The following is a 19143-nucleotide window of genomic DNA, read 5'->3' as shown; positions in this document are numbered from 1 at the left end:
CAGTGTAAGGCCCGGAACAGGGGCCCGACAGAGGGTGTCCGGCCAGTGGTCGGCCGGCCGGGGCGGAGGGCCTGCCGGCCCCCGGGAAGGCCCTCCGCCCGCGCCTGCCGCTAGCCGCGCAGGGCGGCCATGTTGCGGTAGCCGATCGCCGCGTGTTCCAGGGACTGCGCCGGGTTGGTGGCGCTCGGGGCGTTGTCCTGCTCGACCATCGGGTTGTGGTAATTGCGGTGGCCCACGCGGGAGAAGAACGTGCGGTAGTCGATGACGCCGGTGCCGAACGGGACCATGTCGTAGCCCATCCCGTTGGTGGTGTTGACGACGCCGTCCTTCGCGTGGAACAGCGGGTAGCGCTTGTCGTGACAGGTGACCAGGGCGGCCGGGTCGAAGACGTTCGTCTGCGTGGAGCCGTCGTGGGCGGTGTAGGAGCGGAACTTGTACTGGGCGACGTGGGCCCAGAAGACGTCCATCTCCAGCCAGATCAGCTGGGGTCGGTGATGGACAGGAAGTACTCCAGCTTGCGGATGCCGGAGCTGCGGGTCGGGCGGCCCTGGGCGTCCAGCGGGCCGCCGTCGAGGAGGAAGCCGTAGGCCGCGTCGTGGTTGTGGGTGTACAGCTTGAGGCCGGCGCGGCGGGCGATGGCCCCGAGGGCGTGCCACTTGTCGGCGGCCACGTCCCAGTCGGCCTTGTAGGCGCTGCTGGTGGGGTCGGCGCCGGTGCCCATGTGGGCCAGGCCGAGGATGTTCGCGATCTCCAGGTGCTTCTTGAAGGTGTCCAGGTCGGCGTTGGTGAAGGGCCAGGAGCTGGGGATGAAGCCGTGGTTGCCCTGGGCGCGCAGCCCGTTGTCGTCCAGCCAGCGGCGCAGCAGCTTGGCGCCCTCGACCGACTCCAGGCTGCCGCCGCCGGGTGCGTTCGGGTGCTGGCCGTAGCCCGCGAACTCGACCTGGCGGTAGCCGAAGCGGCCGAGCTGCTCGAAGACGGCGCGGAAGCCGGAGGGCAGGGAGGTGGTCAGCGGGTCCCGGCCGATGGCGTCGCGCACCGTGTAGAGGATGATGCCGCGCTTGTCCTCGGGGACGAGTGCGTGCCCTCTGCCGGTGCCGCCGGACTGCGGTGCGGCCTGCACGGGGCTCGCGCCGAGGACGGGCGCGGCAATGGCGCCGGCCGCGACGGCGGTGCAGGTGCTCAGGAAGCTGCGGCGGCCGAGGCCGAGGCTGCGGCGCAGCTGGTCGTCGCTGTGATGCGTGGTGTTCACGGGTGCCTTCCTTCGGACGGGGTGTCGGTGCCGAGACCGGCGAGGTGGAGCAGGAGTGACTTCACGTCGGTGGCCGCGATGCGGTCGCCGACGGCGCGGGGGGTGGAGCACAGGAGGAGCGGACCGTCGTCGTCGCTCGTGGGCAGGCGGCCGTGGCTGCCTCGGACGGGTGCGGGGTCGAGGGGTACGACCGCCATGCGGTAGCGCAGCCCGAGCTTCTTGCGGGCGAGTGCGGTGGCCGCCTTGACCTTCACGTAGGGGTCGAGCGGGTCCATGAACAGCTCGACCGGGTCGTAGCCGGGTTTGCGGTGGATCTCGACCAGGCGGGCGAAGTCGGGCGCGCGGTCGTCGTCCAGCCAGTAGTAGTACGTGAACCAGGCGTCCGGTTCCGCGATCGCGACCAGTTCGCCGGAGCGCGGATGATCCAGGTGGTGCGCCTTCTTGCCCTCGTCGTCCAGGAGTTGCTCGATGCCGGGCAGTCCGTCCAGCGCGGCGCGGGTGGCGGCCAGGTCCTCGGGCCGGCGGACGTAGACGTGGGCGACCTGGTGGTCGGCGACCGCGAAGGCGCGCGATGCCATCGGGTCGAGGTACTCCATGCCGTCCTGGGTGTGCACCTCCAGCAGGCCGGCGCGGCGCAGGGCGCGGTTGATGTCGACGGGCCGGCTCACGCGGGTGATGCCGTACTCGGACAGCGCGACGACCGTACGGCCCTCCGCGTGCGCGTCGTGCAGGAGCGGGGCCAGGGCCGCGTCCAGGTCGGCGGCCGCCTTGTGGGAGCGGGGGTCGTCGGGGCCGTGGCGCTGCAGGTCGTAGTCGAGGTGCGGAAGGTAGCAGAGGGTCAGGTCGGGCTGCCGGGTGCGGAGGATGTGCCGGGTGGCGTCGATGATCCACTGGCTGGAGACCAGGTCGGCGCCGGGCCCCCAGAAGCGGAAGAGCGGGAACGTACCGAACTTCTCGGTGAGTTCGTCGTGGAGCGCGGGCGGTCGGGTGTAGCAGTCGGGTTCCTTGCGGCCGTCGGCGTAGTAGACGGGGCGCGGGGTGACGGTGATGTCGGTGTCGGCGCCCATGGCGTACCACCAGCAGATGTTGGCGACCGTGTAGCCGGGGTGGGCGCGGCGGGCCGCGTCCCACAGCTTGTCCCCGGCGACCAGGCCGTTGTGCTGGCGCCACAGCAAGACGTCGCCGAGTTCGCGGAAGTACCAGCCGTTGCCGACGATGCCGTGCTCGGCGGGGTGGGCGCCGGTGAGGAAGGTGGACTGGGCGGCGCAGGTCACGGCGGGCAGGACGGTGCCGAGGTGGGCCCGGGAGCCGGCTGCGGCGAGGGCCTTGAGGTGGGGCATGTGGTCCAGCAGCCGGGGCGTGAGGCCGACCACGTCGAGGACGAGGAGCGGGGTGGGTCGCGCGGGCCCGGTCATGGCAGCTCCTTCAGGCCGAGGTCGGTCAACAGGCCGCGGGCGAGGGCGAGTTCGGCGGCGATGCCGTCGGCCAGCCGGGCCCGGCCACGGGGGCGCAGTGCGGGCGGGAGCGCCTGCCAGGTGTAGGTCTCGACCTCCAGGTGCCGGGTGAGGGGGTGCGGGCCGCCGACGAGGTGCGTCAGGGCTGTCCGGAGGACCGGGAGGGTGGAGGTGAGCGGTGCGGCGGGGGCCGCGTGCAGCGGGACGTGGAAGTGGGCCCGCCAGGGTGCGGCACGGGACAGGGTGTCCAGGGCCTCGTCGAGGTCGTCGGTGCCGCGCGGGCCGGCCGGGGTGAGCGTGCGGGTCTGGTGGAGGAACCGGGGTTCGGCGTAGGCGCCGAGCGCGGCGCGGACCTCCGTGCGGCCCGGGTGCTCGGCGTGCACGGCGGCCGACAGCTGGGACTTGACGACCGGGATCCCGGCGCCGGCGAGCGCGTCCAGCGCGGCCGAGGGCTCCTCGAAGGAGGTGGCGAGGTGGCAGGTGTCGACGCAGACGCCGATGCGGGGGTGTCCGACGGCGGTGAGCGGGGCGAGGGCGTCGCCGGTGGTCTCCACGGTGCAGCCGGGCTCCGGCTCCAGGCCGACCCGGATCGAGCGGCCGGTCAGTTCCGCCAGCGTGTCGAGGCGCTCGGCGAGGGTCAGCAGGGCTGTGCGGCCCGCCTGGGCGCGGTCGGCGGTCCAGGCGGTGCGCCAGCCGAGCGGCAGGGTGGAGATGCTGCCCTCGGTGACGTCGTCCGGCAGCAGTGCGGCGAGGATCCGCGCCAGGGCGGTGGTGTACTCCAGGCGCTCCGGATCGGCCCAGTCCGGCTTGTACACGCGGTACTTGACCTCGTCGGCGCCGAATCCCTCGTACGGGAAGCCGTTGAGGGTGACGACCTCCAGGCCGCGCAGGTCGAGTTCGCGGCGCAGGGCACGCAGTGCCGACGGGTCGGTGTCGAGGGTGCGGGCGGCGGCGTGGGCGAGCCACAGGCCGATGCCGAGGCGGTCGCGGCCAAGACGGCGGCGGACGGGCTCGCAGTGGTCGCGCAGCTGGGCGAGGACGCCGTCGAGGGTCTCGGCGGGGTGGACGTTGGTGCAGTAGGCGAGGTGGACGGTGGTGCCGTCGGGGTGGCGCAGCCGCATGGCGCTCACTCCCCGCCGCGCAGCAGGGAGTTGCCCTCGTGCGTCGCCTCCGGCGGGGTGACCGTCAGGTCCAGGCGACCGCTGAGGCCGTAGAAGGCGACGGGGTTGCGCCACAGCACCCGGTCGACGACGTCCTCGGTGAAGCCCTCGGCCAGCATCAGGTCGGCCACCCGGCGGGTCTTGAGCGGATCGCTCTTTCCCCAGTCTGCGGCGGAGTTCACCAGCACCTGCTCGGGCCCGTACGCGTGCAGGATCTCCACCATCCGGCGCTCGTCCATCTTGGTGTCGGGATAGACCGAGAAGCCGAGCCAGCAGCCGCTGTCCTTGGCCTCCTTGACGGTCGTCTCGTTGAGGTGGTCGACCAGGACCCGCTCCGGGGGCAGGGCGGACTCGCGGACGACGTCGAGGGTGCGGCGCAGGCCCGCGAGCTTGTCGCGGTGCGGGGTGTGCACGAGGGCGGGCAGGCCGTGGTCGGCGGCGAGCTGGAGCTGGGCGGCCAGCGCCCGGTCCTCGGCGGGGGTCATGGAGTCGTAGCCGATCTCGCCCACGGCCACGACCTGGTCCTTGAGGAGATAGCGGGGCAGTTCGCCGAGGACGGGGAGGCAGCGGGGGTCGTTCGCCTCCTTGGGGTTGAGGGCGAGCGTGCAGTGGTGGGCGATGCCGTACTGGGCGGCGCGGAAGGGCTCCCAGCCGAGCAGGGAGTCGAAGTAGTCGAGGAAGGAGGCGGGCGAGGTGCGGGGCTGGCCGAGCCAGAACGCCGGCTCCACCACGGCCCGGATCCCCGCGGCGCGCATGGCCTCGTAGTCGTCGGTGGTACGGGAGGTCATGTGGATGTGCGGGTCGAACAGGCGCATCAGGACTCCTCACCGGTCTGAGCGGTGGCCAGGGCCAGGACGTGGTGGAGGCCGCTGGGTACGGGCCGTCCGGCGGCGGTGCGCTCGGCCGCGAAGTCGGCGAGCATGCGGGCGAGTTCGGCGTCCGCGCGGGCCCGCTCGGGGAGGCCCGCCACCGCGTCGACCGGGACGCCGGTGAACAGGCACTTCAGTACGGCGTGCCGCCAGGCGTGGGGGGCGAGGTGGCGGGCGGCGTAGGGGCCGAGGGCGGCGGTGATCAGCCGGGTGTCGTTGGTGCGCAGGGCGTCCTCGACCAGCGGCACGGCGTCGGGGCCGGGCACGAGGTGGGGCAGGGCGTGCAGGACGGCGCGCCGTTCGGCGGCGGTGCCCTGCCGGTAGACGCGGGTGAGGGCGGCCGTGTCGGCGCGGGCCGCGTGCAGGATCAGCACGCGGACGGCGTCGGCGTGCCGGCTGCCGCAGCGGCGGGCGGCCTCCGCGAGGCGCAGCTCCCACACGGAGATCGGCCCGTGCGCGCCGGGGTGGGCGGCGGCCTCGGCCACGGCCTGGTGGAACCAGGCGCGGGCGGCCGGGTCGAGGTGGGTGTCCAGGTGGGCGCGGAGGGCGTCCGGGCCGGTGTGCGCGGCGGGGTGCTGGGTCATGGGGTGCTCTCTTCTGGCACGGCGGCCGGGATGCCGGTGGCCGCCGCGCGGCGGAGGAACGGCAAGGAGATCTCGGCGTGTTGGGGACCGGCGTGGGAGTGGCGGGGCAGTTCCACGACCGTCAGTCCGCGGTAGCCCGTCGCGGCGAGGGCGGCGAGGACGGGCGGGAAGTCGATCTCGCCCTGCCCGAACGGAAGGTGGTCGTGGACACCGCGCCGCATGTCCTCGATCTGGACGTGCCGCAGCCAGGGCGCGGCCAGGCGCACGCAGTCGGCGGGCGGGAGGGGTTCGAGGCACTGGCAGTGGCCGATGTCGAGGGTGAGTCCGAGGGCGGGCGGGTCACCGAGGAGGCGGCGCAGGTGGTGGAAGTCGGCGAGGGTGGCGAGGAGGTGGCCGGGCTCGGGTTCGACCGCGAGCGGAATGCCGGCGGTGGCGGCGGCGTCGAGCACGGGGGTGAGGGAGGCGGCGAGCCGCTGCCAGGCGGTGGCCGGGTCACTGGTCGGCGGAACGGTTCCGCTGAAGCAGTGCACGGCGTGCGCACCGAGGTCGGCGGCCACCCGCACGGCCCGCACGAGCAGGTCCACCCGGCGGGCCCGCGCCTCGGGATCCGGGTCGAGCAGCGAGGGGCCATGCTTGCGGCGCGGGTCGAGGACATAGCGGGCCCCGGTCTCGACCGTGACCTCGAGCCCCAGCTCGGCGAGGCGGCGGGCGGTCCGCCGGGTGCGGGCGGCGAGATCGGGGGCGAGCGGGTCGAGGTGCATGTGGTCGAGGGTCAGGCCGACGCCGTCGTAGCCGAGGTCGGCGAGGAGGGCGAGGGCGTCGTCGAGACGGAGGTCGGCGAGGCCGTTGGTGCCGTAGCCGAACCGGAGGGTCGTGGGCCGGGAGGTCATGTGATGCTCACCTGCCTGGCGATCTGTCGGGCCACTCGGGCGAGCGGGGCGTGGGCGTTGAACAGGCCGTTGCCAGCGCAGGCACGGGCGCCCTTGCCGGTGCAACCCTGACGCGGAGCCACGCCCTGAGGCGTCATGTGATGCTCACCCGCCTCGCGAACCGTCGAGCCAGTGCAGCGAGGGCCGCTGTGCCGAGTGCGGTGGCGGTGGCTCCGGTGCGGGCGGCGAGGGCGGCCTGCAGCGGGATGGTGGCGCGGATGCCGGCGGCCACGGCGCGCTGGGTGAGCGCCGGTGAGGGGTTGAGGGTGGCGTGGAGGTAGGGGCGGGCGGTGGTGGTGGCGTAGGTGAGGGCGAGGGCGGTGGTGAGGGGGGTACGGGTCGGTAGCAGCCGGGCGAGGAGGGCCGTGCCCGCCAGTGCCGCGAGCGGCGCGAGGGGGGAACCGTCGTGGGTCTCCTGGCGGGAGACGGCGGTGACCGCGAGGGTGTGGGTGCCGAGCAGCCCGGCCGAGGGCAGGGCCGGGCGGACACGTCCGGCGGTGGCCGCCGCTCCGAGGAGCAGGTCGAGGCCGCGGGCTGCGGCCATCGCGACCGGGCCGGCGGGCGTGCGCTTCAGGCCGAGGTCGTACGACCAGACGGTGGCCGCGAGCGGCACGGCGACCGCCAGCGCCGGGCGGCCCGCGCGACCGGCCAGGGCGAGGCCGGCGGCCGTGAGCGCGCAGGCCGCGGCGAGTGCGGCGCCGGGGCGGACCCGCCCTGAGGGGAGGGGGCGGTGGGGACGTTCTACGGCGTCCTCCGCGCGGTCGGCCCAGTCGTTGAGGGCCATTCCGGCCTCGTACAGGCACAGGGAGCTGCCGACGGCGAGCACGGTACGACGGTTCGGGCCGACGCGGACGGCGGCCGCTCCGGCGAGGGCGTCGCCGGGGACGGTGAACAGGACGGGCAGACGCAGGAGTTCGGCCCAGGCCCGGTACCGGTTCACTCCCCCTCCCCCAACCGACGGGCGAACCGCACCAGTTCGGCGTACTGCTCCGCCAGCGCCGACCGCGCCTCTCCCACGGGGTCCTTGAAGAAGAAGGCCAGTTCGGACAGGGGTCCGGCCAGGCCGGTCTCATGGGCGCGGGCGACCAGCCGGGCCAGGTCGAGGACCAGGGGTGCGGCCAGGGCGGAGTCGCAGCCCTGCCAGATGGTCTGCAGGACCATGCGGGTGCCGAGGAAGCCGTCGAAGGCAATGTGGTCCCAGGCGGTCTTCCAGTCGCCGAGCGCGGGCACGTCGTCGATGTGGACCTCGCCCTCCGGGGCGGATCCCAGGGTGTCGGCGAGGACACGCTCCTTGCCGGCGTTCTTCGCGGCCGCGGCGGCCGGGTCGGACAGAGAGGCGCCGTCACCGCCGCCGAGGAGGTTGGTGCCGGACCAGGCGCGGACCGCCAGCGCACGCTGGGTGAACATCGGACCCAGGACGGAACGCAGGAGAGTCTGCCCGGTCTTGCCGTCGCGGCCCGCGTACGGCAGCCCGCCGCCCGCGGCGAGCGGGGCGAGGTCCGGGTGGTGCAGGCCCGTCGAGGGGGTGAAGTTGACGTAGGGGCAGCCGGCGCGCAGGGCGGCCGCCGCGTAGAGCGAGCTGGGCGGGAGTCCGGGGCCGGTCGGGGCCGGTTCCGTGGAGGCGACGTTCACGACCACGGCTCGCTCCAGGCCGTGCCGTCGTACGAAGTCCTGGATGTCGGCGGCGAACGCGGTGATCAGCTCACCCTCGTCCCGGGTGTCGCCGGAGAGCGGGCCGCCGGGCCTGATCTCCCGGTCCGCTGCTGCGAGTTCGGCGGCTACGGCGGCCGGGAGGCCGGCGGGCAGCACGCCGCCCGCGGCCAGTTGCTCGGCGCGTTTGGGCAGGGGGCAGTCCGTGGTGTCGTGGCCGCCGAAGACCAGCGAGGCCAGGTCGGGCAGACCGCTGCCGGCGAAGTCGGGCGTCTCGGTGACCAGGCCGGTCGGCGGGCGCAGGCCCGCGGTCACGGCGGCGCACCCCGCGACGACGGTGGTGGCGACCGAACCGCGGGCTCCGACGAGCCAGACGCCGACTCGCGGAGGACGGGAGAGGGACGCGGACATGGGCTGCCTCCTTGTCCAGGGCATGAGCTTCCCGAGGGGAAGGGAGTGGTGACGGCGGGCGGGAGTCCGGCGTCTCCCGCCCGCCGCCGTTCAGCGGCCCTTGCCGGGCGGTTTTCCGATGCGGTGCTGGTCGACCACGTCAGCCGGTCGTGAAGGTGAAGTCGTCCAGGTCGTAGAGGGCGCCGCTGCCGCCCTTGAACACCAGGTAGAGCGTGGTGGTGCCGCGCGGTGCGCGGGACAGGCCGGCGGTGACGTCCTGGTAGGTCTCCCAGCCGCCGGTCACGGGCACGGTGGCCTTGCCGAGGAGGGTTCCGGTGGCCGAGCCGGCGCGGACCTCGAGGGTGCCGCCTGCGCCGCCGGAGGCGATGCGGGCGGTGATCTTCGTGGCGTTGTTCAGGACGTACGGGGTGAAGGCGATCCAGTCGCCGTTGTGGATGTCGCCGACGACCTTGCCGCCGTGGGCGGTGTCCCTGGCGGTCACCGTGATGCCGGAGCTGGTGCCGAAGTGCTCGGCCTGGCGGTGGCGGGGCTGCTGGACGTTCTGGTCGTGCGAGGTGAGCGGGGCCTGGCCGCCGCCTCCGCCGTCGGTGTACTCGGCGTCCATCACACCGAAGATGTTGGCGTCCTCGTCGTGGCCGCCGTCGGCACTGGTCTGGATGGTGCCGGAACAGCCGTTGGCCGAGGTCATCGGGTGTCCGTGACTGTCATGACCGAGGACGAAGGTGACCTTGACCTTGGAGCAGTCGATCGTCCGGCCGTCCTCGGGGTCGGTGACGGTCACCTTGAACGGGATGGCGTCACCGAAGCTGAACAGCTGACCGTCCTTGGGGGTGTCCAGGACGACCTTGGGTGCGGTGTTGCCGACGACGATCTGGACGCTGGCGCCGCCGGTGCGGCCCGAGGGGTCCTTGGCCGTGACGGTGGCGGTGTAGGTGCCGTTCTTCCTGTACCTGTGGGCGGGGTTGGCCGCCGTCGAGGTGCCGCCGTCGCCGAAGTCCCAGCTGTAGGTCAGCGTGTCACCGTCCTGGTCGGTCGTGCCCGCGGAGGAGAACCGCACTTTCAGCGGGGCCTGCCCGGAGGTGCGGTCCGCCGCGGCCTGCGCCGACGGGGAGTGGCCGTCGGTCGCGTTCTCGATGCGGTACAGCGCCGAGTGCTCGTCGCCGCCGAACCAGGCGGTGCCGTAGTCGAGGACGTACAGCGCGCCGTCGGGGCCGAAGGCCATGTCCATTACCTGGGTGCCGCTCCAGGGGATGTCGTTGATGGACTGCACCTTGCCGTCGGTGTCGCTGGTGATCCGCTTGATCCAGCGGCGGCCGAACTCACCGGCGAAGAAGTCGCCGTCGTACGCCTGCGGGAACTTCACGGGCGAGTCGAGTGCGGGGTCGTAGTGGTAGACCGGGCCGCCCATGGGCGACTCGGAGCCGTCGCCGAACTCCGGTACGGACGGGCCGTTGTACGGGATCCAGGCGGGCTGGGCCGGGGGCAGGTCCGTGAGGCCGGTGTTGTGCGGGGAGTTGTTCTTCGGGGCGTTGCAGTCGAAGGACGCGCCTGACGTCCTGGTCGCGAAGTCGTAGTCCACGTAGGCGTCGTTGGCGCCGGTGCAGTACGGCCAGCCGAAGTTGCCGGGCCCGGTCACCCGCGCGAACTCGACCTGGCCGGCGGGGCCGCGGGCCGGGTCGGCGGCGCCCGCGTCGGGGCCGTAGTCGCCGACGTAGAGGATGCCGGTCTTCTTGTCGACGCTGAACCGGAAGGGGTTGCGGAAGCCCATCGCGTAGATCTCGGGGCGCGTCTTGTCCGTGCCGGGTGCGAAGAGGTTGCCGTCGGGGACGGAGTAGGAGCCGTCGGCGTTGACCTTGATGCGCAGGATCTTGCCGCGGAGGTCGTTGGTGTTGCCCGCCGAACGCTGGGCGTCGAAGGCCGGGTTGCGGTCGGCGCGCTCGTCGATGGGGGTGTAGCCGCCGGACTGGAAGGGGTTGGTGTCGTCGCCTGTCGACAGGTACAGGTTGCCCGCCGCGTCGAAGTCGATGTCGCCGCCGACGTGACAGCACAGGCCGCGGGAGGCCGGGACGTCGAGGATCTTCTTCTCGCTCGCCGTGTCGAGGGTGCCGTCCGTGTTCAGGACGAAGCGGGAGAGGCGGTTGACGCCGTCGAAGGGGGCGAAGTCGGCCGCGGTGCCGGTCTCGGGGGCGTCGCCGGCCGGGGTGTCCAACGGGGGTGCGTAGTAGAGGTAGATGGCCCGGTTGGTGGCGAAGTCCGGGTCCACGCCCACGCCTTGGAGACCTTCCTCGTCGTGGGAGTAGACGTCGAGCTTGCCGATCAGCCGCGTGTTGCCCGCGGCGTCCGTCAGGCGCAGTTCGCCGTCGCGTGAGGTGTGCAGGACCGAGCGGTCGGGGAGGACGGCGAGCGACATGGGCTCACCGACCTCCGCCTCGCCCTTGGCGAGGGTGACCTGCTGGAAGTCCTCGGCCGCCGCGGCCGGCTCGTGGTCGGCGACGGCTGCGCCGGCCTGAGGGGTGGTGAGGGTCAGGGTCGCGCCGGCGAGGAGGGCGCCGCTGAGCAGTGCGAGCGCCTTGCGCAGGCGTGATCTGTGGGTCGCGGTCCTGGTGGTGCGGTCGTTCCCGGGCACGGATTGCCTCCAGAATGGGGCTGGTGGTACGGGCGGGTGCGAACGCCGGGATGCGCCGTCATCCCGGAGAGGATGACAACTGACCTGCTGTCTTCGGTCAGTTGGAGAACGCCGCGTCGAAGGAGGCCGACGGCGGCTCGAAGTCGTAGGCCTTGAGGCGGGTGAGGGCCTCGGGGGCGCCCTGGAGCCGGTCCATACCGGCGTCCTCCCACTCCACGGAGATGGGGCCCCGGTAGTCGATGGAGCGCAGCATCCGGAAGACGTCCTCCCAGGGGACGTCGCCGTGTCCGGCGGAGACGAAGTCCCAGCCGCGGCGCGGGTCGCCCCAGGGCAGGTGGGAGCCCAGGCGGCCGTTTCGGCCGTCGAGGCGCCTGCGGGCCTCCTTGCAGTCCACGTGGTAAATGCGGTCGCGGAAATCCCACAGGAAGCCGACGGGGTCGAGGTCCTGCCACACGAAATGGGAGGGGTCGAAGTTCAGGCCGAAGGCCGGGCGGTGGCCGACCGCGTCGAGGGCGCGGTGGGTGGTCCAGTAGTCGTAGGCGATCTCGCTGGGGTGGACCTCGTGGGCGAACCGTACGCCCTCCGTGTCGAAGACGTCGAGAATCGGGTTCCAGCGCTCTGCGAAGTCCTCGTAGCCGCGCTCGATCATCGACTCGGGGGCGGGCGGGAACATCGCGACGAGATGCCAGATCGCGGAGCCGGTGAAGCCGACGACGGTGTCGACGCCGAAGGCGGCAGCGGCGCGGGCGGTGTCCTTCATGCGCTCGGCCGCACGCTGCCGCACCCCCTCGGGATCGCCCTCCGCCCACACCTCACCGGGCAGGATGGCCTGGTGGCGCTCGTCGATGATGGCGTCGCAGACGGCCTGGCCGACCAGGTGGTTGGAGATGGCCCAGCACTTCAGGCCGTAGCTGTCGAGGAGTTGGTGGCGGGACTTGACGTATCCGGGATCGGCGAGGGTTTTGTCGACCTCGAAGTGGTCTCCCCAGCAGGCGAGTTCGAGGCCGTCGTAGCCGAAGTCGCGGGCGAGCCGGCAGACCTCCTCCAGGGGCAGGTCGGCCCACTGGCCGGTGAACAGGGTGAACGGGCGCGGCATGGGCGGGCCTCCTCAGTCCCCGACGGGGGTGTAGACGGAGTTCTTCTCGGCGCTCTCCTCCACCGCGGCGAGGACCCGCTGGACCTGGAGCCCGTCGGCGAAGGAGGGTTCGGGGCGGCGGCCGTCGGCGATGGCGTGAACGAGGTCGCGGGCCTGGTGGACGAAGGTGTGCTCGTAGCCGAGTCCGTGCCCCGGCGGCCACCAGGCGTCCAGGTAGGGGTGGTCGGGTTCGGTGACGAGGATGCGGCGGAAGCCGGCCTCGGCGCCGGGTTCGGTGGCGTCGTGGAACCACAGCTCGTTGAGGCGTTCCAGGTCGAAGGCCAACGAGCCGCGCTCGCCGTTGAGTTCGATGCGCAGGGCGTTCTTGCGCCCGGTGGCGTAGCGGGTCGCCTCGAAGGAGGCGAGGGCGCCGGAGGCGAACCGGCCGGTGAACAGGGCGGCGTCGTCCACGGTGACCGTGCCGGTGCCGGCCCGCGTGGCCGCTGTGCCCAGTCCGCTGGTGGCGCCGGTGGGCAGCGGCCGCTCCCGTACGAAGGTCTCGGTCAGCGCGGACACCCCGGCCAGCCGCTCCCCCGCCAGGTACTGGGCAAGGTCCACGATGTGCGCGCCGAGGTCGCCGAGCGAGCCGGAGCCCGCCAGCTCCTTGCGCAGCCGCCAGGTCAGCGGGAACTCCGGGTCCACGAGCCAGTCCTGGAGGTACGACACCCGGACGTGGCGCAGGGTGCCGAGCCGGCCGTCGGCGACCATGCGCCGGGCGAGAGCGGTGGCGGGCACCCGGCGGTAGTTGAAGCCGACCATCGCCAACTGGCCGCGAGAGTACGCCTCTTCGGCCGCCCTGGTCATGGTCTCGGCCTCTTCGACCGTGTTCGCGAGGGGCTTCTCGCACAGGACGTGCTTGCCGGCGGCCAGGGCGGCGAGAGCGATCTCGGCGTGGCTGTCCCCGGGGGTGCAGATGTCGACCAGGTCGACGTCGTCCCGGGCGATCAGCGCCCGCCAGTCGGTCTCGGCCGCCGCCCAGCCGTGGCGGTCGGCCGCAGCGCGTACGGCGGTGGCGTCCCGGCCGCAGATCACGGCCAGGACCGGCTGCCGGGGCAGGTCGAAGACCCGGCCCGCGGTGCGCCAGCCCTGGGAGTGGGCGGCACCCATGAAGGCGTACCCGATCATGCCGACGCGCAACGGAGTCCGTCCGGCCTCCGACACGGCTTCGGCTGCCGTGTACGGCCCCGGCTTCGGCTCCGCTGACTGCTGCGGCTGTTCCATGCGCTCGTCCTCCTCTTCGTCGTGGCGCGGTGGGGGGTGCGGGCGGAGCGCCTCACCGGAAGCCGGTGGGCATGTACTGGTCGACGTTGTCCTTGTCCACGACGGCCGAGTAGAGGGTGATCGACGCGGGGACCTCGTACTCGGCGAGGCCGCCGACGCCCTTGCCCTGGCCGAGGGCGCGGGCGAGGTCGATCGCGGAGGCGGCCATGGTGGGCGGGTAGAGGACAGTGGCCTTCAGCACGCCGTTGTCCTGCTTGATGGCCTGGAAGGCGGAGAGCGCGCCGGCCCCGCCGACCATCAGGAAGTCGTCCCGTCCGGCCTGCTCGATGGCGCGCAGCGCGCCCACGCCCTGGTCGTCGTCGTGGTTCCACAGAGCGTCGAACCTGGGCTGGGCCTGCAGGAGCTGGGCCATCTTGGCCTGTCCGGACTCGACCGTGAACTCGGCCGCCTGGCGGGCCACCTTGCGGATGTTGGGGTAGTTCTTCAGGGCGTCGTCGAAGCCCTGGGTGCGCTGCTTGGTCAGCTCCAGGTTGTCCAGACCCGCCAGCTCGATCACGCGGGCGTTCGGCTTGTCCTTGAGCTTCTCGCCGATGTAGTGCCCGGCGTTGAGGCCCATGCCGTAGTTGTCGCCGCCGATCCAGCAGCGGTACGCCTGCGCCGAGTTGAAGATGCGGTCGAGGTTGATCACCGGGATGCCGGCGCGCATCGCCTTCAGGCCGACCTGGGTGAGGGCCTTGCCGTCGGCGGGCAGCACGACCAGGACGTCGACCTTCTTGTTGATCAGGGTCTCGATCTGGCCGATCTGCTGGGCGGTGTCGTTGGAGCCCTCGGTGATCTCCAGGGTGACGTCGGAGTACTTCTTCGCCCGGTTCTTGGCGTTGTCGTTGATGGCGTTGAGCCAGCCGTGGTCGGCCTGGGGTCCGGCGAAACCGATGGTGACGTGCTTGCCGGGCCTGTCGTCGGCGGCCGGCCGGGTGTCGGCGGCGGGGCTCTCGTCCTTGGTGTCGTTGCTGGTGCAAGCCGTGAGGAAGGCCCCGGCGGACACCGCGGCGGTCCCGAAGAGGAGTCCTCTGCGACTGGTGCGGCCGTTCGTGGCGCGGCTCGTGTGCTCTGGCATGGCGGTGAACCTTTCCTCAGGACGTTCTGGCGGTGCGGCGCTGGACCAGGACGGCGGCGACGATGATCGCGCCCTTGGCGATCTGCTGGACGTCGCTCTGCAGGTTGTTCAGGGCGAAGATGTTGGTGATCGTGGTGAAGATCAGGACGCCGAGCACGGAGCCGGTGATGGTGCCGCGGCCGCCGCTGAGCAGGGTGCCGCCGATGATCGCGGCGGCGATGGCGTCGAGTTCGTAGAGGTTGCCGTTGGTGTTCTGGCCGGAGCCGGAGAGCACGATCAGCAGGAAGGCGGCGATGCCGCAGCACAGTCCGGACAGCAGGTAGAGGTAGAGCCGCTGGCGGCGGACGTCGATGCCGGCGAGCCGGGCGGCCTCGGCGTTGCCGCCGACCGCGACCGTGCGGCGGCCGAAGGTGGTGCGGTTGAGCAGCAGCCAGCCGACGATCGTCACGATCGCGAACACCAGCACCAGGGGCGGGATACCCAGCACGTAGGAGTCGCGCTCGCCCAGCTTGAGGATGCCGTCGACGGTGACGATCTGGGTACGGCCGTCGGTGATCTGCAGGGCGAGGCCGCGCGCCGAGGCCAGCATGGCGAGGGTGGCGATGAACGGGACCATCCCGCCGTAGGCGACGAGCAGCCCGTTGACCAGGCCGCAGCCGAGGCCGACGACCATCGCGGTGAAGAGGATCCCGGCGAAGCCGTACTCCTGCGTGGCGACCGTGGTGGCCCACACGGAGGCGAGGGCGACGATCGCGCCGACGGAGAGGTCGATGCCGCCGGAGGTGATGACGAAGGTCATGCCGACGGTGACCACGCCGATCACCGACGCCTGGGTCAGCACGAGTTGGAGGTTGCGGGTGTCCAGGAACTCGTCGGGCTTGGTGACACCGCCGATGACGACGAGTGCGGCGAGCACGCCGAGCAGTGACAGGGTACGGACGTCGGCGCGGGCCAGCAGGCCGCGCCAGGCGGGGGGTTGACCGGCCGAGGGTATCTTGTCGGCGGTGTCCCGGGGCGGGGAGACGGGCTGCGTCATGACGCCGGGCTTCCTTCCATGACGAGGTCGAGGACTCGGTGTTCGTCCAGCTCCCGGGCGGGTGCCGTGTGCACGACCCGGCCCTCGCGGAGCACCAGGACGCGGTCGGCGAGGCCGAGGACCTCGGGCACCTCGCTGGAGACGAGGAGCACGGCGAGGCCTTCGTCGGCCAGCCGGCGGACGACCGCGTACAGTTCGGCGCGGGCGCCGACGTCGACGCCGCGGGTGGGTTCGTCCAGCAGCAGCACGCGGCAGCCGCGCAGCAGCCAGCGGGCGAGGACGGCTTTTTGCTGGTTGCCGCCGGACAGGGTGCGTACGGGAGCGTCCGGGTTGTCGGGCCGCAGCGACAGCTCGCGGGTCGCGGCCCGTGCGGCGCCCCGCTCGGCGCGGCGGTCGATCCAGCCGGCCCGGGAGAAGCGGGAGAGGGTGGAAACGGAGACGTTGCGGGTGACGGACTCCAGCATCAGCAGGGCCTGTGCCTTGCGCTCCTCGGGGGCGAGCCCGAGCCCGGCGCGCACGGCCGCGCGCACACTGCCGGCCTTCAACGGCCGCCCGTCGAAGAGGACTTGGCCTGCGCTGGGCTTCCGCGCACCGTAGACGGTCTCCAGGATCTCGGACCGCCCGGAGCCGACCAGCCCGGCGAGGCCGACGATCTCCCCCGGCCGTACGTCGAGGTCGAGCGGTGCGAACTCGCCGTCGCGGGCCAGTCCACGCACCCGGAGCACGGGCTCGCCGGCGGGTGGCACCGGGGGCCGCTCCGGGAAGACGTACTCGACGTTGCGGCCGGTCATCAGGGCGACCACGTCCCTGGTCGGGGTGGTCTTGGCGGGCAGTCCCCCCGCGACCGCCCGCCCGTCCTTGAGCACGGTCACCCGGTCGCCGATCCGCCGGATCTCCTCCAGGCGGTGCGAGATGTAGACGACGGCGACGCCCTCGGCGGTGAGGTCGCCGACGATACGGAAGAGGTTGTCGACCTCGTCGGGGTCGAGCGCGGCGGACGGCTCGTCCATGACGATGAGGCGTACGTCGTGGGAGAGCGCCCGGGCCATCGAGACGATCTGCTGCTGCGCCGCCGACAACTCCCCGACCAGGCGGGCCGGATCGATCTCCGGATGTCCGAGCCGCTTGAGCAGCTGGGCGGTCGAGGAGCGCGCCGCCTTACCGCGTACGACGAACCCGGCGGCCGTCGGCTCATGGCCGAGGTGGACGTTCTCGGCCACCGACAGGTGCTCCACCAGATCGAGTTCCTGGTAGATGGTGGCGACGCCGAGGCGCATGGCGGCGATCGGCGAGCGCAGGGCGACGGGTTCACCGCGCCAGCGGATGGTGCCGCCGTCCGGCTGGTGGGCGCCGGCCAGGACCTTGATGAGGGTGGACTTCCCGGCGCCGTTCTGGCCGAGCAGGCAGTGCACTTCACCGGCCTGGACGTCGAGGTCGACGCCGTCCAGGGCGCGGACTCCGGGGAACGACTTGGTGATGTCGGACATGCTGAGCAGGGGTGGTTCGGGTGCCATGTGGGTTCCCCTCGGCGGACGTGCGGGCCGGTTTCAGGGCGTGCGGGACCTGGGGCCGGGCGCCGCGTGGGGCCGGGCACAGGTGTGCTTCAGGTGGGGCCGGTGTGTGCGTGCAGAGTGGGCGTGCTCGCGTGTGTACACGAGTCAGTGGACGCGCTGAGGTCTGCTCGGACGAGTGGGCGGTAGTCGCTTACGCGGGTGAGAAGAGGTGGTCGCTGATCAGCCGGGCCGCGCCGATCACACCGGCGGTCTGGCCCAACTCCCCGAGGACGATCGGCAGGTTGCCGGTCGCCAGAGGCAGCGACTGGCGGTAGACCTGGGTGCGGATCGCGGCGAGCAGGGTGTGGCCGAGGCCGGTCACCCCGCCGCCGATCACCACCAGGCCGGGGTTGAAGAAGGAGACGAGTCCGGCGATGACCTGGCCGACTCGGGTGCCGCCCTCGCGGATCAGGTCGAGCGCGGTGGCGTCGCCCGCGGCGGCCGCGGCGGCGACGTCGACGGCGGTGAGTGTGCCGTTCGCCGCCAGCCGGGCCGCGAGTTCGGCGGACAGGCCCTGTTGGGCTGCCTGCACCGCGTCCCGGGCCAGTGCGGCGCCGCTGAAGTGGGCTTCCAGGCAGCCCCGGTTGCCGCAGGCGCAGGGGCGGCCGTCGGGCACGGCCTGGATGTGGCCGATGTCGCCCGCGCTGCCGGTGGTGCCGCGGTGGACGGTGCCGCCGGCGACGATGCCGCAGCCGATGCCGGTGCCGATCTTGACGCAGAGGAAGTCGGCGACGGTGCGGGCGACTCCGGCGTGCTGTTCCCCCATGGCCATGAGGTTCACGTCGTTGTCGACCATGACCGGGCAGCCGAGTTCCTGGCTGAGCGCCTCCCGCACGGGGAAGCCGTCCCAGCCCGGCATGATCGGCGGGGCGACCGGGACGCCCTCCGGGAACCGGACCGGTCCGGGGACGCCGATTCCTGATCCGTCGAAGCCCTCGGCGAGCCCGGTGGCCTTCAACTTTCCGGCCATGTCCAGGACTTGCTCGAAGACGGCGACGGGGCCCTCACGGACGTCCATCGGCTGGTTGAGGTGACCGAGGATCTCCAGCTCGGCGTTGGTGACGGCGACGTCGACCGAGGTCGCGCCGATGTCGACGCCGAGGAAGCGGAGGCTCGGGTTGAGCCGGACGTTGTGGGAGCGGCGGCCGCCGCGCGATGCGGCGAGTCCGTCGGCCACCACCAGGCCCGTCTCCAGGAGCCGGTCCACCTCGACCGCCAGCTTGGACCGGGACAGGTCGACCTGGTCGCCCAGCTGGGCACGGGAGTTGGGGCCGCCGTCCCGCAACAGCTTGAGCAGGCGGGCCTGGTGTGCGTTCGCCGGTCGTGCCGTCATGCGCCTCACGAGCCCCTCCCCGCCAGTATTCGGCCACCAGTGTCTGGCTTTCGTAGGGAACGTAGCAGTGGCTGCCGAGCCTGGGAAGAAGCTGTGCATGGATTCCCACGAACTTTCTCCACTCGCAGGACAAAGGGCGATGGTCAGCCCCCGGCCCGACTCACCGGCACGGCACGTCACCTGAGCGGGCGCGGGCGGGTCCGTTCGTGGACGGTGCCTCCGGGCAGGAACCAGCCCGCCTTCTTCCGGACGGCCGGGCTCGGGTCCTGGGCGTGCGACCTGTCCAGGGCGGCGAGTGCGCGGGCCTCGGTATGCACGAACTTGCCCACGACTTCTGCGGCCATCGCCCGGACATGCGGATCGGGGTCGGCGGCCAGGCGCCGCAGCCCGGGACCGAGCACCTGGTCCGCGCCGGGCGCACAGGTGTCGCCCTTGCACCGGTCGCAGGCCAGCGCGTGGAGCGCGGCGATCCTGACCCGGGCGTCGGCGTCGTCGGCCATGGCGATCAGCTGCCCCATGGACTCGCCGTCGACCAGATGGTCCAGGAGCCGGCAGCAGCCGGTGCGGACGGCCGGGTCCGGGTGGCCCAGACCGGCACGGATGGCGTCCACCGCGGCGGAGTCGCGGCGCAGCAGCTCACGGTGGGCGGCCACAGCACGCTGCGGGTCGCCGAGGCAGGAGACGAGGGCGTCGTTGTCGGTGCTGACGAATCCGAGCATGACGTCAGTCTCGGCCCGGGCGCGGGGCCCCGGCAAAGGAGTTTCCCTCCCCTCGGAGCGGCGGTCGCGAGCCCGGCCACCCCGTTGTCCGGGCGGC

At 72.6% G+C, this 19143-nt stretch carries 15 protein-coding genes and 1 pseudogene; all 16 read right to left on the bottom strand.

Going from position 1 to position 19143, the window contains the following annotated elements; genetic code table 11:
- Window positions 1–110 precede the first annotated feature (110 nt).
- The 16 genes and pseudogenes from CRP49_RS33830 to CRP49_RS33755 all read right to left on the bottom strand — a co-directional run bounded on the left by CRP49_RS33830 (window position 111) and on the right by CRP49_RS33755 (window position 19046).
- A pseudogene (locus tag CRP49_RS33830) lies at window positions 111–1249 on the bottom strand (sugar phosphate isomerase/epimerase family protein).
- Window positions 1246–2664 (bottom strand): nucleotide pyrophosphatase/phosphodiesterase family protein, encoded by a 1419-nt coding sequence (locus CRP49_RS33825; protein WP_097256776.1) that lies wholly within the window; start codon window positions 2662–2664, stop codon window positions 1246–1248. Before CRP49_RS33825 ends, CRP49_RS33830 begins: the two are co-directional and overlap by 4 nt.
- A complete protein-coding gene (eboE, locus tag CRP49_RS33820) occupies window positions 2661–3824 on the bottom strand; it encodes a metabolite traffic protein EboE (RefSeq protein ID WP_097256775.1) in 1164 nt (387 codons plus the stop codon). Before eboE ends, CRP49_RS33825 begins: the two co-directional genes overlap by 4 nt.
- A 5-nt stretch (window positions 3825–3829) precedes the next feature.
- Complete coding sequence (locus CRP49_RS33815) at window positions 3830–4678, bottom strand: TatD family hydrolase (RefSeq protein ID WP_097256774.1); 849 nt, start codon at window positions 4676–4678, stop codon at window positions 3830–3832.
- Window positions 4678–5316, bottom strand: a complete 639-nt coding sequence (locus tag CRP49_RS33810) for an EboA domain-containing protein (RefSeq protein WP_097256773.1) — start codon at window positions 5314–5316, stop codon at window positions 4678–4680. Before CRP49_RS33810 ends, CRP49_RS33815 begins: the two co-directional genes overlap by 1 nt.
- Window positions 5313–6206: a sugar phosphate isomerase/epimerase family protein gene (locus tag CRP49_RS33805; protein WP_097256772.1), complete on the bottom strand. Its 894-nt coding sequence runs from the start codon at window positions 6204–6206 to the stop codon at window positions 5313–5315. The genes CRP49_RS33810 and CRP49_RS33805 overlap by 4 nt, the downstream gene beginning before the upstream one ends.
- Before the next feature lie 133 nt (window positions 6207–6339).
- Window positions 6340–7185: an SCO3242 family prenyltransferase gene (locus CRP49_RS33800; protein WP_097256771.1), complete on the bottom strand. Its 846-nt coding sequence runs from the start codon at window positions 7183–7185 to the stop codon at window positions 6340–6342.
- Window positions 7182–8306, bottom strand: a complete 1125-nt coding sequence (locus CRP49_RS33795) for an inositol-3-phosphate synthase (protein WP_097256770.1) — start codon at window positions 8304–8306, stop codon at window positions 7182–7184. Before CRP49_RS33795 ends, CRP49_RS33800 begins: the two co-directional genes overlap by 4 nt.
- A gap of 139 nt (window positions 8307–8445) precedes the next feature.
- Window positions 8446–10932, bottom strand: coding sequence for a PQQ-dependent sugar dehydrogenase (locus CRP49_RS33790; RefSeq protein WP_097256769.1), 2487 nt, complete (start codon window positions 10930–10932; stop codon window positions 8446–8448).
- A 97-nt stretch (window positions 10933–11029) separates the two neighbouring features.
- Window positions 11030–12028: a sugar phosphate isomerase/epimerase gene (locus tag CRP49_RS33785; RefSeq protein WP_097256768.1), complete on the bottom strand. Its 999-nt coding sequence runs from the start codon at window positions 12026–12028 to the stop codon at window positions 11030–11032.
- Window positions 12029–12040: 12 nt separating this feature from the next.
- Entirely contained in the window at window positions 12041–13288 is a 1248-nt protein-coding gene (locus CRP49_RS33780) for a Gfo/Idh/MocA family protein (RefSeq protein WP_097256767.1), read from the bottom strand.
- Window positions 13289–13340: 52 nt separating this feature from the next.
- Window positions 13341–14405, bottom strand: coding sequence for a substrate-binding domain-containing protein (locus CRP49_RS33775; RefSeq protein WP_097256766.1), 1065 nt, complete (start codon window positions 14403–14405; stop codon window positions 13341–13343).
- Between the two features lie 16 nt (window positions 14406–14421).
- A complete protein-coding gene (locus CRP49_RS33770) occupies window positions 14422–15441 on the bottom strand; it encodes an ABC transporter permease (RefSeq protein WP_097256765.1) in 1020 nt (339 codons plus the stop codon).
- Window positions 15438–16955 carry a sugar ABC transporter ATP-binding protein gene (locus CRP49_RS33765; RefSeq protein ID WP_097256764.1) on the bottom strand — a complete coding sequence of 506 codons (1518 nt, stop codon included), beginning with the start codon at window positions 16953–16955 and terminating at the stop codon, window positions 15438–15440. Before CRP49_RS33765 ends, CRP49_RS33770 begins: the two co-directional genes overlap by 4 nt.
- A gap of 190 nt (window positions 16956–17145) precedes the next feature.
- Window positions 17146–18327, bottom strand: coding sequence for an ROK family transcriptional regulator (locus CRP49_RS33760; protein ID WP_097256763.1), 1182 nt, complete (start codon window positions 18325–18327; stop codon window positions 17146–17148).
- A gap of 176 nt (window positions 18328–18503) precedes the next feature.
- Window positions 18504–19046 carry a HEAT repeat domain-containing protein gene (locus tag CRP49_RS33755; RefSeq protein WP_097256762.1) on the bottom strand — a complete coding sequence of 181 codons (543 nt, stop codon included), beginning with the start codon at window positions 19044–19046 and terminating at the stop codon, window positions 18504–18506.
- Window positions 19047–19143 lie beyond the last annotated feature (97 nt).

Source organism: Streptomyces sp. Ag109_G2-15, from assembly GCF_900215565.1.
In the GTDB taxonomy this organism is placed as follows: domain Bacteria; phylum Actinomycetota; class Actinomycetes; order Streptomycetales; family Streptomycetaceae; genus Streptomyces; species Streptomyces diastatochromogenes.
The sequence above is the reverse complement of the archived record's forward strand: the minus strand, read 5'-3'. Positions and strand labels throughout refer to the sequence as shown.